This is a genomic window from Streptomyces sp. P9-A4 (genome assembly GCF_036634195.1).
Classification (GTDB): Bacteria; Actinomycetota; Actinomycetes; order Streptomycetales; family Streptomycetaceae; genus Streptomyces.
Genome location: NZ_JAZIFY010000001.1, coordinates 3488856 through 3502365, shown reverse-complemented (window position 1 = coordinate 3502365; position 13510 = coordinate 3488856). Strand labels below are relative to the sequence as shown.

12 protein-coding genes are annotated in these 13510 nt (G+C 69.9%); 7 read left to right on the top strand and 5 right to left on the bottom strand.

The features are described 5' to 3' along the window. Positions 1-88 precede the first annotated feature (88 nt). The 3 genes from V4Y03_RS15685 to V4Y03_RS15675 form a co-directional block, all read right to left on the bottom strand. Positions 89-1006 carry a Yip1 family protein gene (locus V4Y03_RS15685; RefSeq protein ID WP_317873085.1) on the bottom strand — a complete coding sequence of 306 codons (918 nt, stop codon included), beginning with the start codon at positions 1004-1006 and terminating at the stop codon, positions 89-91. Between the two features lie 173 nt (positions 1007-1179). Beyond that, positions 1180-3432 (bottom strand): (Fe-S)-binding protein, encoded by a 2253-nt coding sequence (locus tag V4Y03_RS15680; protein ID WP_332435314.1) that lies wholly within the window; start codon positions 3430-3432, stop codon positions 1180-1182. A gap of 117 nt (positions 3433-3549) precedes the next feature. Further along, complete coding sequence (locus tag V4Y03_RS15675; RefSeq protein ID WP_317873087.1) at positions 3550-4065, bottom strand: sugar transferase; 516 nt, start codon at positions 4063-4065, stop codon at positions 3550-3552. Between the two features lie 213 nt (positions 4066-4278). Here V4Y03_RS15675 and dnaK point away from each other — a divergent pair, with 213 nt between their 5' ends. From dnaK to V4Y03_RS15655, 4 genes are read left to right on the top strand one after another with little or no spacing between them, the layout of a single operon-like run. Next, a complete protein-coding gene (dnaK, locus tag V4Y03_RS15670) occupies positions 4279-6120 on the top strand; it encodes a molecular chaperone DnaK (RefSeq protein WP_317873088.1) in 1842 nt (613 codons plus the stop codon). Next, complete coding sequence (grpE, locus tag V4Y03_RS15665) at positions 6120-6767, top strand: nucleotide exchange factor GrpE (RefSeq protein ID WP_332435313.1); 648 nt, start codon at positions 6120-6122, stop codon at positions 6765-6767. Before dnaK ends, grpE begins: the two co-directional genes overlap by 1 nt. A gap of 37 nt (positions 6768-6804) precedes the next feature. After that, entirely contained in the window at positions 6805-7989 is a 1185-nt protein-coding gene (gene dnaJ / locus V4Y03_RS15660) for a molecular chaperone DnaJ (protein ID WP_332435312.1), read from the top strand. A gap of 4 nt (positions 7990-7993) precedes the next feature. After that, complete coding sequence (locus V4Y03_RS15655) at positions 7994-8437, top strand: heat shock protein transcriptional repressor HspR (RefSeq protein WP_015034631.1); 444 nt, start codon at positions 7994-7996, stop codon at positions 8435-8437. 108 nt (positions 8438-8545) lie between these two features. Here V4Y03_RS15655 and V4Y03_RS15650 read toward each other — a convergent pair whose 3' ends face one another. Then, positions 8546-9565: a helix-turn-helix transcriptional regulator gene (locus V4Y03_RS15650; RefSeq protein WP_317873091.1), complete on the bottom strand. Its 1020-nt coding sequence runs from the start codon at positions 9563-9565 to the stop codon at positions 8546-8548. A 107-nt stretch (positions 9566-9672) separates the two neighbouring features. Between V4Y03_RS15650 and V4Y03_RS15645 the strand changes: the two genes are divergently transcribed. Further along, entirely contained in the window at positions 9673-9930 is a 258-nt protein-coding gene (locus V4Y03_RS15645; RefSeq protein ID WP_317873092.1) for a hypothetical protein, read from the top strand. Beyond that, on the top strand, positions 9927-10247 hold the full coding sequence (locus V4Y03_RS15640) for a (2Fe-2S)-binding protein (RefSeq protein WP_317873093.1): 321 nt from the start codon (positions 9927-9929) through the stop codon (positions 10245-10247). Before V4Y03_RS15645 ends, V4Y03_RS15640 begins: the two co-directional genes overlap by 4 nt. A 131-nt stretch (positions 10248-10378) precedes the next feature. Here V4Y03_RS15640 and V4Y03_RS15635 read toward each other — a convergent pair whose 3' ends face one another. Beyond that, positions 10379-10783 (bottom strand): pyridoxamine 5'-phosphate oxidase family protein, encoded by a 405-nt coding sequence (locus tag V4Y03_RS15635; RefSeq protein WP_317873094.1) that lies wholly within the window; start codon positions 10781-10783, stop codon positions 10379-10381. A gap of 110 nt (positions 10784-10893) precedes the next feature. Between V4Y03_RS15635 and clpB the strand changes: the two genes are divergently transcribed. Further along, on the top strand, positions 10894-13509 hold the full coding sequence (gene clpB, locus V4Y03_RS15630; protein WP_317873095.1) for an ATP-dependent chaperone ClpB: 2616 nt from the start codon (positions 10894-10896) through the stop codon (positions 13507-13509). Position 13510: the final 1 nt, after the last annotated feature.

Genomic DNA, 13510 nt, shown 5'->3' with positions numbered 1-13510 from the left:
GGCCGGGCAGCGGGAAGGCCCCCACCGTGTGCCGGCGGGGGCCTCCTCGTACGTCGTCACGTCGTCACGGTGCTACATCGCCGCCGCGCTACAGCGTGCCCAGCTTGATCAGGCTCAGCAGCGCCACCAGCTGGATCGCCGACGCGCCCAGCGCCTTCGGCCACGGCAGGTCGTGGGAGCGGCTGACCATCACGGTGAAGAGCGCGCCGGCCGCCAGCCAGGTCAGCCAGCCGAGGACCTGGACCAGGCCGTTCTCGCCGCCGAGGAACAGCGCGAAGACCAGCCGGGGCGTGTCCGTCAGCGACATGATCAGCATCGAGAGGCCCACGGTCGGCTGCCAGGTCCCGTCGCCGCCCAGCTGGCGTGCGACGGTGTGGGTGACCGCGCCCAGGATGAGCCCACCGACGACGAAGCCCGCGGCCGTCATCAGCACGTACGGGATCGCCGTCGACAGGGTCGCGTTGATCACCTCTTCGCGGGCCTTGTCGAAGCCGAAGATCGCGAGGAGCCCGTAGAGGAAGGTGACGACCAGCGCCGGGCCCCAGACGGCGTGGTCCCGCATCCGCAGGAAGGTGTCCGCCGGGCGCAGCACGATGCCGCTCAGCAGCGCCTTCCAGGGGAGCCGGGGGCCCGTGGGTACGGGGGCGGGCGGCGGCCCGGCCTGGCCGTAGGGGTCGTCGACGCTGAACATCTGGGTGTGGCCCGGGTTGTTCGCCGTGGACGCGTGCGGGTGCTGCGGCTGCCCGTAGGGGTCGCCGAAGTACTCGGGCTCGCCGTAGGGCTGCTGCCCGCCCTGCTGCCCGCCGTACGGCCGGCCCCCTTGCTGACCGCCGTACTGCTGCCCGCCCTGTTGCCCGTACGGGTCCGGGCCCTGGTTCGGGCCCTGCTGGGGCCACTGCTGCTGCGGGTGCGGCGGCGGGGCCGCGTTGTACCCGTACGGCGCCTGCTGCGGTTGTTGTTGCGGGGGGCGGTTGTCCCGGCCGCGTCCGTTCCTGAATCCAGCCACGTCGTCGAACGTACCCGCTTCCGCTGTGCGCGCGCTCCCCGGACCGGGCCTTGCCACTGAGCTGTGACATCCCCTAAGGGACGTCCTGGAGGGGTTTCGGGGGGTGGGCCGGGGGGCGTACGGAAAAGGGCCGCCCCGCGATTCGCGCGGGGCGGCCCTTCTTCGGCTCGGGCTCAGACGGCCGGTTCCGGCTCCGAGGGCTCCGGCTCCGGGTCGACCGGGGTCTTCACCGAGTCCAGGAGCAGCTGGGCCACGTCCACGACGGTGACGGACTCCTTGGCCTTGCCCTCGTTCTTCTTGCCGTTGACCGAGTCGGTCAGCATGACCAGGCAGAACGGGCAGGCGGTGGAGACGATGTCCGGGTTGAGGGACAGGGCCTCGTCGACGCGCTCGTTGTTGATGCGCTTGCCGATCCGCTCCTCCATCCACATCCGGGCACCACCGGCGCCGCAGCAGAAGCCGCGCTCCTTGTGGCGGTGCATCTCCTGCTGGCGGAGGCCCGGGACGGCGGACATGATCTCGCGCGGCGGCGTGTACACCTTGTTGTGACGGCCCAGGTAGCAGGGGTCGTGGTAGGTGATCAGGCCGTCGACCGGGGTCACCGGGACCAGCTTGCCCTCGTCGATGAGGTGCTGGAGCAGCTGGGTGTGGTGGATGACCTCGAACTCGCCGCCGAGCTGCGGGTACTCGTTGGCGATGGTGTTGAAGCAGTGCGGGCAGGTCGCGACGATCTTCTTGGCCGACTTCGGCTTCTTCGTCGACTCGTCCTCGTCGTCCTCGCCGAACGCCATGTTCAGCATCGCGACGTTCTCCGCCCCGAGCTGCTGGAACAGCGGCTCGTTGCCCAGGCGGCGCGGGGAGTCACCCGTGCACTTCTCCTCGCCGCCCATGATCGCGAACTTGACGCCCGCCATGTGCAGCAGCTCCGCGAAGGCCTTGGTGGTCTTCTTGGCGCGGTCCTCAAGGGCGCCGGCGCAGCCGACCCAGTAGAGGTAGTCGACCTCGGTGAGGTCCTCGACGTCCTTGCCGACGATCGGGACCTCGAAGTCGACCTCCTTGGTCCACTCGACGCGCTGCTTCTTCGCCAGGCCCCAGGGGTTGCCCTTCTTCTCCAGGTTCTTGAGCATCGTGCCCGCCTCGGACGGGAACGCGCTCTCGATCATCACCTGGTAGCGGCGCATGTCGACGATGTGGTCGATGTGCTCGATGTCGACCGGGCACTGCTCGACGCAGGCGCCGCAGGTGGTGCAGGACCACAGGACGTCGGGGTCGATGACGCCGTTCTCCTCGGCGGTGCCGATGAGGGGGCGCTCGGCCTCGGCGAGGGCGGCGGCGGGGACGTCCTTGAGCTGCTCCGGCGTCGCCTTCTCGTTGCCCTCCATGTCCTTGCCGCCGCCCGCGAGCAGGTACGGCGCCTTGGCGTGCGCGTGGTCGCGCAGCGACATGATGAGGAGCTTGGGGGAGAGGGGCTTGCCGGTGTTCCAGGCGGGGCACTGCGACTGGCAGCGGCCGCACTCGGTGCAGGTGGAGAAGTCGAGGATGCCCTTCCAGGAGAACTGCTCGACCTGGGAGACACCGAAGACGGCGTCCTCGGCCGGGTCCTCCCAGTCGATCTCCTGGCCGCCCGTGGACATCGGCTGGAGCGCGCCGAGGGCGGTGGAGCCGTCGGCGTTGCGCTTGAACCAGATGTTCGGGAAGCCGAGGAAGCGGTGCCAGGCCACGCCCATGTTGGTGTTGAGCGAGACGACGATCATCCAGGTGAAGGACGTGACGATCTTGAGGCACGCGAAGCCGTAGGTGAGGTACTGGATCGTGCTCAGGTCCAGGCCGTCGAGCAGCGCGATCAGCGGGTACGAGGCGAAGAAGCCGGGCTCCCAGCCGGTCACGTGGTGCTGGACGCCTTCGAGGGCGCGGAGCGTCATGATGCAGACGCCGACGATCAGGATGACGGCCTCGACGAAGTAGGCCTGGCCGGTCTTGGAGCCGGTGAAGCGGGACTTGCGGCCGGCCTTGGTCGGCTTGCTGAGCTGCCGGATCACGATGAGGGTCACGATGCCGAGGACCGTCATCAGGCCGAGGAACTCGGTGAAGATCTCGTACGGCAGCCAGTCGCCGATGATCGGGATCAGCCAGTCGGCCTGGAACAGCTGGCCGAAGGCGTTGACGATCGTCAGGAGCAGCGAGAAGAAGCCCACCGCCACGAACCAGTGCGCGAAGCCGACGATGCCCCAGCGGTTCATCCGGGTGTGGCCGAGGAATTCCTTGACCAGCGTGATGGTGCGCTGCTTGGGGTCTCCGGTGCGCGTGCCGGCGGGTACCGGCTGACCGAGCCGCACGTAGCGGTAGATCTGCACGGTGGCGCGGCCGAACAGCGCGACGGCCACCACCGTGATGGCGATCGACACGATGATCGCGGCGAGTTGCATGACGGGCTCCTCGGGCGGGCCTACTAAGCGGTAACTTATTGAGTTCCCGCTGAGATTACCCGGTCACGGCGCCGCGCTGTAGCGGCGCTCGCGGTGATATGTGTCGCTCAGGCAGACCTATCCGCGCGACACGGGCGAAACCGTCCGTGTGACCCGGGGAAACCTTGCCGCGCGACGCCTGCGGACTGCTGGAAGCGTACGCGCCAGGATCGTCAGATCCATCCCCAGCCAGTGGTGGTCCACGTAGTGGAGGTCGAGCAGCTCGCGCTCCTCCCAGGGCAGGTCCGAGCGGCCGCTGATCTGCCACGGGCCGGTCAGCCCCGGGCGTACGGAGAGCCGGCGGCGGCCCTCGCCCGCGCACTCGCGGTGGCCCGGGGTCAGCGGACACGGTCCGACCAGCGACATCCGGCCCGCGACCACGTGCAGCAGCAGGGGCAGCGCGGCCAGCGGGCCCTTCGTGCGGAAGGTCAGCATCGTGAAGGGCCGGCCCTCGAGACCCGCCACGGTGCGGCGGCGCAGCACCGCGCCGCTGCCGCCGAGGGTGACGGACAGGGCGGTGCCGGCGATCAGCGGCGAGAGGACGAGGAGCAGGAGCATCCCACCCACCAGGTCGAACGCGCGCTTCGCCGTCATGCGGTCACACCCTCCGGCGGGAATCCTGGGATATGTCCGGACTCTCTCATGCGAACCCGGGCGAACGGGGGACGACGCGCGCTGCGAGTGCCTCTGTGAGCGTCCTGACGGGTGAAGAGTTGAGTCGACTCGACTCAGGTCTGTTGACGTACTCCGGTTGGTCATGCATCCTTGAGTCAGATCCACTCAAGTACGTCAGCTGGAGGAATCGAAATGGCACGTGCGGTCGGCATCGACCTGGGCACGACTAACTCCGTCGTCAGCGTTCTCGAAGGCGGCGAGCCCACCGTCATCACCAACGCCGAGGGCGCCAGGACCACGCCGTCCGTCGTCGCCTTCGCGAAGAACGGCGAGGTGCTCGTCGGCGAGGTGGCCAAGCGTCAGGCCGTCACCAACGTCGACAGGACCATCCGGTCGGTCAAGCGCCACATGGGCACCGACTGGAAGATCGAGATCGACGGCAAGAACTTCAACCCGCAGCAGATGAGCGCCTTCATCCTGCAGAAGCTGAAGCGCGACGCCGAGGCCTACCTGGGCGAGAAGGTCGTCGACGCGGTCATCACCGTGCCGGCGTACTTCAACGACTCCGAGCGCCAGGCCACCAAGGAGGCCGGTGAGATCGCGGGCCTCAACGTCCTGCGCATCGTCAACGAGCCGACCGCCGCGGCCCTCGCGTACGGCCTCGACAAGGACGACCAGACGATCCTCGTCTTCGACCTCGGTGGCGGCACCTTCGACGTGTCCCTCCTGGAGATCGGCGACGGCGTCGTCGAGGTGAAGGCCACCAACGGTGACAACCACCTCGGTGGTGACGACTGGGACCAGCGCGTCGTCGACTACCTGGTGACGCAGTTCCAGAACGGCCACGGCGTCGACCTGGCCAAGGACAAGATGGCTCTCCAGCGTCTCCGCGAGGCCGCGGAGAAGGCGAAGATCGAGCTGTCGTCCTCGACCGAGACGTCGATCAACCTGCCCTACATCACGGCTTCCGCCGAGGGCCCGCTGCACCTGGACGAGAAGCTCACGCGCGCCCAGTTCCAGCAGCTGACCTCGGACCTGCTCGACCGCTGCAAGGTGCCGTTCCACAACGTCATCAAGGACGCGGGCATCAACCTCTCCGAGATCGACCACGTCGTTCTCGTCGGTGGTTCGACCCGTATGCCGGCCGTCGCCGAGCTCGTCAAGGAGCTGACCGGCGGTCAGGACGCCAACAAGGGCGTCAACCCGGACGAGGTCGTCGCCATCGGCGCCGCGCTCCAGGCCGGTGTCCTCAAGGGTGAGGTCAAGGACGTCCTGCTCCTCGACGTGACCCCGCTGTCCCTCGGCATCGAGACCAAGGGAGGGATCATGACCAAGCTCATCGAGCGCAACACCACGATCCCGACCAAGCGGTCCGAGATCTTCACGACGGCCGAGGACAACCAGCCGTCCGTCCAGATCCAGGTCTACCAGGGCGAGCGCGAGATCGCGGCGTACAACAAGAAGCTCGGCATGTTCGAGCTGACCGGTCTGCCGCCGGCCCCGCGTGGCGTCCCGCAGATCGAGGTCGCCTTCGACATCGACGCCAACGGCATCATGCACGTGACCGCGAAGGACCTGGGCACGGGCAAGGAGCAGAAGATGACCGTCACCGGCGGCTCCTCGCTGCCGAAGGACGAGGTCGACCGGATGCGCCAGGAGGCCGAGCAGTACGCGGACGAGGACCACCGTCGCCGCGAGGCCGCCGAGTCCCGCAACCAGGGCGAGCAGCTCGTCTACCAGACGGAGAAGTTCCTCAAGGACAACGAGGACAAGGTCCCCGGTGACGTCAAGGCCGAGGTCGAGACGGCGCTCGTCGAGCTGAAGGAGAAGCTCAAGGGCGAGGACACCGCGGAGATCCGTACGGCCACCGAGAAGGTCGCGGCCGTCTCCCAGAAGCTCGGCCAGGCGATGTACGCCGACGCCCAGGGCGCCCAGGCCGCCGGCGGCGACGCGGGCCAGCAGGCCCCGGCCGACGACGACGTCGTCGACGCCGAGATCGTCGACGAGGACAAGCCGAAGGGTGGCGCTGCCTGATGTCGAAGGAGACCCCGGGCTTCGAGGAGAAGCCCGACGTCCCCGCCGACGGCACGCCCGAGGAGACCGAGGCCGCTGCCTCCGCCGACAAGGCGGAGGGGGCGGCCCCGGCCGGGGACGCTACCGACGTAGCCCTCCTGGCGCAGCTGGACCAGGCCCGTACCGCGCTCGACGAGCGCACCGCGGACCTCCAGCGGCTCCAGGCCGAGTACCAGAACTACCGCCGCCGCGTGGAGCGGGACCGGGTCACGGTCAAGGAGATCGCCGTCGCGAGCCTCCTGACCGAGCTGCTGCCCGTGCTCGACGACATCGGCCGGGCCCGGGACCACGGCGAGCTCGTGGGCGGGTTCAAGTCGGTCGCCGAATCGATGGAGACCGTCGTCGCGAAGATGGGCCTCCAGCAGTTCGGCAAGGAGGGCGAGCCCTTCGACCCGACGATCCACGAGGCCCTGATGCACTCGTACGCGCCGGACGTCACCGAGACGACGTGCGTGGCGATCCTGCAGCCGGGGTACCGGATCGGCGAGCGGACCATCCGGCCCGCCCGTGTGGCCGTCGCCGAGCCCCAGCCGGGCGCGGCTCCGGCCAAGGCGGAGGAGTCGGAAGACCCCGACAAGTCCGACAAGTCCGAGAAGGACAGCGAGTAACAGCCATAACCGGAGCAGTCCGGAAGGAGGGACGTCGATGAGCACGAAGGACTTCGTCGAGAAGGACTACTACAAGGTTCTCGGCGTCCCCAAGGACGCCACCGAGGCCGAGATCAAGAAGGCGTACCGGAAGCTCGCCCGCGAGAACCACCCGGACGCCAACAAGAACGACGCCAAGGCCGAGGAGCGCTTCAAGGAGATCTCCGAGGCCAACGACATCCTCGGCGACCCCAAGAAGCGCAAGGAGTACGACGAGGCCCGCGCCCTCTTCGGGAACGGCGGCTTCCGGTCGCCGGGCGGCCCCGGCGGCGGCTCGTTCAACTTCGACCTGGGCGACCTCTTCGGAGGCGCCCAGGGCGGCCCCGGCGGCGGTGGCTTCGGCGGCGGCGGTGGCGGCATCGGGGACGTCTTCGGCGGCCTGTTCAACCGCGGCGCGGGCGGGGGCACCCGTACCCAGCCGCGGCGCGGCCAGGACGTCGAGTCCGAGGTGACGCTCAGCTTCACCGAGGCCATCGAGGGCGCGACCGTACCGCTGCGGATGTCCAGCCAGCAGCCGTGCACGGCGTGTTCGGGGACCGGCGACAAGAACGGCACCCCCCGGGTGTGCCCGACCTGTGTCGGCACCGGGCAGGTCTCGCGCGGCAGCGGCGGCGGCTTCTCGCTGACCGACCCGTGCGTGGACTGCAAGGGCCGCGGTCTGATCGCGGAGAACCCCTGCGAGGTCTGCAAGGGCAGCGGCCGGGCCAAGTCCTCCCGCACCATGCAGGTCCGCATCCCGGCGGGCGTCAGCGACAACCAGAAGATCCGGCTGCGGGGCAAGGGAGCACCGGGCGAGCGCGGCGGCCCGAACGGCGACCTGTACGTCGTCGTGCACGTCGACACCCACCCGGTCTTCGGCCGCAAGGACGACAACCTCACCGTCACCGTGCCGGTCTCCTTCACGGAGGCGGCGCTCGGCGGCGAGGTGAAGGTGCCGACCCTCGGCGGCCCCGCGGTCACCCTCAAGCTGCCCGCGGGCACTCCGAACGGCCGGACGATGCGCGCCCGGGGCAAGGGCGCGGTCCGCAAGGACGGCACCCGCGGCGACCTCCTCGTGACGGTCGAGGTCGCGGTGCCGAAGGAGCTGGACGACAAGGCACGCGACGCCCTGGAGACCTACCGCGAGGCGACCGCCTCGGAGGACCCCCGGGCGGAGCTGTTCCAGGCCGCGAAGGGAGCGTGACCCGGTGGACGGGCGCCGACGCAATCCGTACGAACTGACCGACGAGTCGCCGGTGTACGTCATCTCGGTGGCGGCCCAGCTCTCCGGTCTGCACCCGCAGACCCTGCGGCAGTACGACCGTCTCGGTCTGGTCTCCCCGGACCGTACGGCCGGCCGCGGCCGGCGCTACTCGGCCCGTGACATCGAGCTGCTCCGCCAGGTGCAGCAGCTGTCGCAGGACGAGGGCATCAACCTGGCCGGGATCAAGCGGATCATCGAACTGGAGAACCAGGTCGCGGCCCTGCAGAGCCGGATCGCGGAGCTGTCGGCGGCCGTCGACGGCGCGGCGGCGGCGATGCGGCAGCGCGAGGCCCAGGTGCACGCCTCCTACCGGCGCGATCTGGTGCCGTACCAGGACGTGCAGCAGGCGAGCGCGCTGGTGGTCTGGCGCCCCAAGCGCGGCGAGTAGGACGACGGTCACGAGGCCCCCTCCACAGGTGTGGAGGGGGCCTCGTGCGTTGCCGTGGGCCGGGGCCGGGGCCGGGTGCCGGATGCCGTGTGCCGGGTGCCTCCCGGCTCAGGCGTCCTTCTGGTCCGGCGCCCGGTCGAGGATGCCCGACTGGGCGATGAGGTAGCCGAGCTGGGCGCGGCTGCCGCTGCCGAGGGTGGCGGCGAGTTTGGCGATGTGGGCGCGGCAGGTGCGGACGTTCATGCCGAGGCGGCGGGCGATGGCCTCGTCGACATGGCCCTCGACGAGCAGTTTGGCGATGGAGCGCTGGACGCCGCCTATGCCGTCCACGGAGGGGCTGTAGGGGATCTCCTCCTCCCAGGGCACGCCGTGCAGCCAGAACTGGTCGAAGACGCCGACGAGGTACTGGACGAGGCCCTCGTGGCGCAGTTCCAGGGCGACCTGGCGGTCGCTGCGCGCGGGCACGAAGGCGACCTTGCGGTCGACGATGATCAGCCGGTCGACGATCTCTTCCAGGGTGCGCAGTTCGAGCCCGTAGGGGGCGACGCGTTCGACGTAGGCGAGGGTGGCGGGGTGGTGCCGGGCCGTGTGCTGGTAGAGCGTGCGCATCCGGACGCCCCGGTCCAGGAGCGGTTCCATGCGGCGCAGCGCGGCTTCCAGGGTCTCGGGGCGGCGTCCGCTGCCGGGCTGGATGGTGAGGAGTTCGACCGTGCACTCGTTGATGACCCGGTCGAGGGTGGCGTTGATGACGCTGAGGCCTTCGAGGACCGTGATGGCCTGGGCGCCGGAAGGATCCTGCGTGTGGATCGCCATGAACGGCTCGAACGCGTCGGCCAGGGCGATGGCGTGCTGACGGCGGACCTGTATCTCCTGCTCGATGGGATGCACGAGCTGGTTCAGGGCGATCGAGGGCGGCACGGGGTGCAGCCACTCGCCGTCGTCCGGGTCCGGGTGGAGGAGGGACAGCTCCTTGAGGCAGGGGGCCGCTTCGGCGTCCGCCCGGGCTATGCGGCCGGTGCGGAGCGCACTCGCATAGAGCTCCTTGCCCACGTCGCATAGTTCACCGTGACTGTGCTTATGACCGGACTCGTCGCATTCTCGCCTCATTTGCACCCCCCTCAGGGTCATGAATTACAGGAACATGATGCCCGGGTTGGCTGGTGGAAAGGGTCGGGAGTGAGCCATCGTCTTACTCGCGGGGGGGAGGTAGTGATCAAAAGAGGTGGAGATCGGCCATGACCAGGATGGTTCGTGCACTTAGCGCCATAGCCGTTGCGGCGGCTGCTCTCGGCGCACTCGCCGTCGGCGAGCCCTCGTGGGAGAGCACCCCGGCGCATTCCGTGGCAGGGCCGGGCGAGCCCTCGTGGGAGAGCATTCCGGCCCACGAGGTGTGGGCGGGACCGACGGAGCCCTCGTGGGAGGTCGCTCCGAGGGACGGCGGCACGCCCGACGAGCCCTCCTGGGAGATCGCTCCCAAGGGCGCGGGCGCGTGACCGTGCCGCCGGACGACCCCAGGTTCCGCCGGGAGATGGCTTCGGCCTACCGGTCCGGGTGGCACTTCGTCGACCTCGCCACGGCCATCCCCCACCGTGGTGACGCGTTGCGGGTGACGCTCTTCGGAGAGCCGATCCTGGTGGCACGGGAGCAGGACGAGGACGTCCGCGCGTACCGCTGCCTCCGCCGCCCGCGCGGCGCCCCACAGCCGATCCGCTGTGCCATCCGGTACGGCATGATCTTCGTCAACCTCGACCAGCGGGACCACCAGCTGATCGAACCAGAGACCATCACCGCCACCCCCCGCAGTGCCTGAGCGATTCCCCCGTCGTTGTAGATCGCTCCGGCACTTCCCCCACACAGCGGCGCCATCGCGGACCTGAAACGCGATGGCGCCGCTGTGCTTTTCCGTGTCCTGGACCGGGCGGGCTGTCGTCCGCCCCGCCGTCAGGCGCGGCCCATCGCCCGGGTGAGGGCGATCTCGATGACCACCCGGTCCGGGTTCGGGGCCGGCGTGCGCCCGTAGCGCTCCGCGTAGCGCGCCACCGCGTCCGCGACGGTCTCCGCCTCGGTGCGGACGTGCGCGACGCCCTCCAGGGTGGCCCAGCGCCCCTTGTCGACCTGGCAGACCGCGACCCGCGCGCCCTCCGCGCCCGCCGCGAGCACATTGGCGACCTTCCGGCTGTTCTTGTTGGTGATGACCCGCGCGTACCCCTGCTCGGGGTCGTAGGTGACGCCCACCGCCACGACGTGCGGGGTGCCGTCCGGGCGCGGGGTGGTCAGGGTGCACATGTGGTACTCGCGCCAGAAGCTGAGGTACGAGTCGGAGGGGTTCCTCGGGTCTGTGGCCATGCCCGGAAACTACACTCCCCGATACCTTGAGCGGAGGCGACTCAACTTTGTGTACTCTGGAGGGGTCATAAAGGGAGAGGACCCACGAGAACCCAGGAGGAGTACCGCACGTGGACGCCGAACTGACCAACCGGAGCCGGGACGCGATCAACGCGGCGAGCAGCCGCGCCGTGTCCGAGGGGCACGCCGACCTGACCCCCGCCCATCTTCTGCTGGCACTCCTGACGGGTCAGGACAACGAGAACATCACCGACCTGCTCGCCGCCGTCGAGGCCGATCAGGCGGTCGTGCGCGCCGGCGCGGAGCGGCTGCTCGGCGCCCTGCCGAGCGTCACGGGGTCCACGGTCGCGCCGCCGCAGCCCAGCCGCGACTTCCTCGCGGTCATCGCCGAAGCCGACAAGCGGGCCAAGGAGCTGGGCGACGACTTCCTGTCCACCGAGCACCTGCTGATCGCGATCGCCGCCAAGGGCGGTCCGGCCGGTGAGATCCTCGACCGGCAGGGCGCGAGCGCTTCCAGGCTGCTCGACGCGTTCGAGAAGAGCAGGGGAGGACGCCGGGTGACCACACCCGACCCGGAGGGGCAGTACAAGGCGCTGGAGAAGTTCGGTACGGACTTCACGGCCGCCGCGCGCGAGGGCAAGCTCGACCCGGTCATCGGCCGGGACCACGAGATCCGCCGCGTCGTGCAGGTGCTGTCCCGCCGCACCAAGAACAACCCGGTCCTCATCGGTGAGCCCGGCGTCGGCAAGACCGCCGTCGTCGAGGGCCTCGCCCAGCGGATCGTGAAGGGCGACGTGCCCGAGTCGCTCAGGAACAAGCGGCTGGTCTCGCTCGACCTGGGCGCGATGGTCGCGGGAGCCAAGTACCGAGGCGAGTTCGAGGAGCGGCTGAAGACCGTCCTCTCCGAGATCAAGGCCAGCGACGGCCAGATCATCACCTTCATCGACGAGCTGCACACGGTCGTCGGCGCGGGCGCCGGCGGCGACTCCGCCATGGACGCGGGCAACATGCTCAAGCCCATGCTGGCCCGCGGCGAGCTGCGGATGGTCGGCGCGACCACCCTCGACGAGTACCGCGAGCGGATCGAGAAGGACCCCGCCCTGGAGCGCCGCTTCCAGCAGGTCCTGGTCGCCGAGCCGACCGTCGAGGACACCATCGCCATCCTCCGCGGCCTCAAGGGCCGCTACGAGGCCCACCACAAGGTGCAGATCAACGACTCCGCGCTGGTGGCCGCCGCGACCCTCTCCGACCGGTACATCACCTCCCGCTTCCTCCCCGACAAGGCCATCGACCTCGTCGACGAGGCCGCCTCCCGGCTCCGGATGGAGATCGACTCGTCCCCGGTCGAGATCGACGAGCTCCAGCGCTCGGTGGACCGGCTCCGCATGGAGGAGCTGGCCCTGAAGAACGAGACGGACGCGGGGAGCAGGCAGCGCCTGGAGAAGCTGCGGCGCGACCTCGCCGACCGCGAGGAGGAGCTGCGCGGCCTGACCGCCCGCTGGGAGAAGGAGAAGCAGTCCCTCAACCGGGTCGGTGAGCTGAAGGAGCGCCTCGACGAGGCCCGGGGCCGCGCCGAGCGCGCCCAGCGCGACGGCGACTTCGACACCGCGTCCAAGCTGCTCTACGGCGAGATCCCGGCGCTGGAGCGGGAGCTGGAGGAGGCGAGCGAGGCCGAGGCCCGGCAGGAGAGCTCCAAGGACACGATGGTCAAGGAGGAGGTCGGGCCCGACGACATCGCGGACGTGGTCGGCGCCTGGACCGGCATCCCCGCCGGCCGCCTCCTGGAGGGCGAGACGCAGAAGCTGCTCCGTATGGAGGACGAGCTGGGCAGGCGGCTGATCGGCCAGTCCGAGGCCGTCCAGGCGGTCTCCGACGCCGTGCGCCGCACCCGCGCGGGCATCGCCGACCCCGACCGGCCCACCGGCTCCTTCCTCTTCCTCGGCCCGACCGGCGTCGGCAAGACGGAGCTGGCGAAGGCGCTCGCGGACTTCCTCTTCGACGACGAGCGGGCCATGATCCGCATCGACATGTCGGAGTACGGCGAGAAGCACACCGTCGCCCGGCTGGTCGGCGCGCCCCCCGGCTACGTCGGGTACGAGGAGGGCGGCCAGCTCACGGAGGCGGTCCGCCGCCGCCCGTACAGCGTGGTCCTGCTCGACGAGGTGGAGAAGGCGCACCCGGAGGTCTTCGACGTCCTGCTCCAGGTCCTTGACGACGGCCGGCTCACCGACGGGCAGGGCCGGACGGTGGACTTCCGCAACACCATCCTGGTCCTGACCTCGAACCTGGGCAGCCAGTACCTCGTCGACCCCTCGACCTCCGAGGACGTCAAGAAGCAGCAGGTCCTGGATGTGGTCCGGGCCAGCTTCAAGCCGGAGTTCCTGAACCGGCTCGACGACCTGGTGGTCTTCTCCGCCCTCGACCGGGCCGAGCTGGGCCGGATCGCGCGGCTCCAGATCGACCGGCTCGCGAAGCGGCTCGCCGAGCGGCGGCTCACCCTGGACGTCACCCCGGAGGCCCTGGAGTGGCTGGCCGAGGAGGGCAACGACCCGGCGTACGGCGCCCGGCCGCTGCGCCGTCTGATCCAGACGGCGATCGGGGACCGGCTCGCCAAGGAGATCCTGGCGGGCGAGGTCGTCGACGGTGACACGGTCCGGGTGGACCGCTTCGAGGACGGCCTGAGCGTCGGGGCGGTGAGCCCGGCCCCGTCCGGACGGTCCTCCTGAC

Coding starts and splice junctions, on each gene's coding strand:
- V4Y03_RS15675 (WP_317873087.1), bottom strand. CDS start 4,065: ATGACGGCGAAGCGCGCGTTCGACCTGGTGGGTGGGATGCTCCTGCTC.
- V4Y03_RS15680 (WP_332435314.1), bottom strand. CDS start 3,432: ATGCAACTCGCCGCGATCATCGTGTCGATCGCCATCACGGTGGTGGCC.
- dnaK (WP_317873088.1), top strand. CDS start 4,279: ATGGCACGTGCGGTCGGCATCGACCTGGGCACGACTAACTCCGTCGTC.
- V4Y03_RS15650 (WP_317873091.1), bottom strand. CDS start 9,565: ATGACCCTGAGGGGGGTGCAAATGAGGCGAGAATGCGACGAGTCCGGT.
- dnaJ (WP_332435312.1), top strand. CDS start 6,805: ATGAGCACGAAGGACTTCGTCGAGAAGGACTACTACAAGGTTCTCGGC.
- V4Y03_RS15635 (WP_317873094.1), bottom strand. CDS start 10,783: ATGGCCACAGACCCGAGGAACCCCTCCGACTCGTACCTCAGCTTCTGG.
- V4Y03_RS15645 (WP_317873092.1), top strand. CDS start 9,673: ATGACCAGGATGGTTCGTGCACTTAGCGCCATAGCCGTTGCGGCGGCT.
- grpE (WP_332435313.1), top strand. CDS start 6,120: ATGTCGAAGGAGACCCCGGGCTTCGAGGAGAAGCCCGACGTCCCCGCC.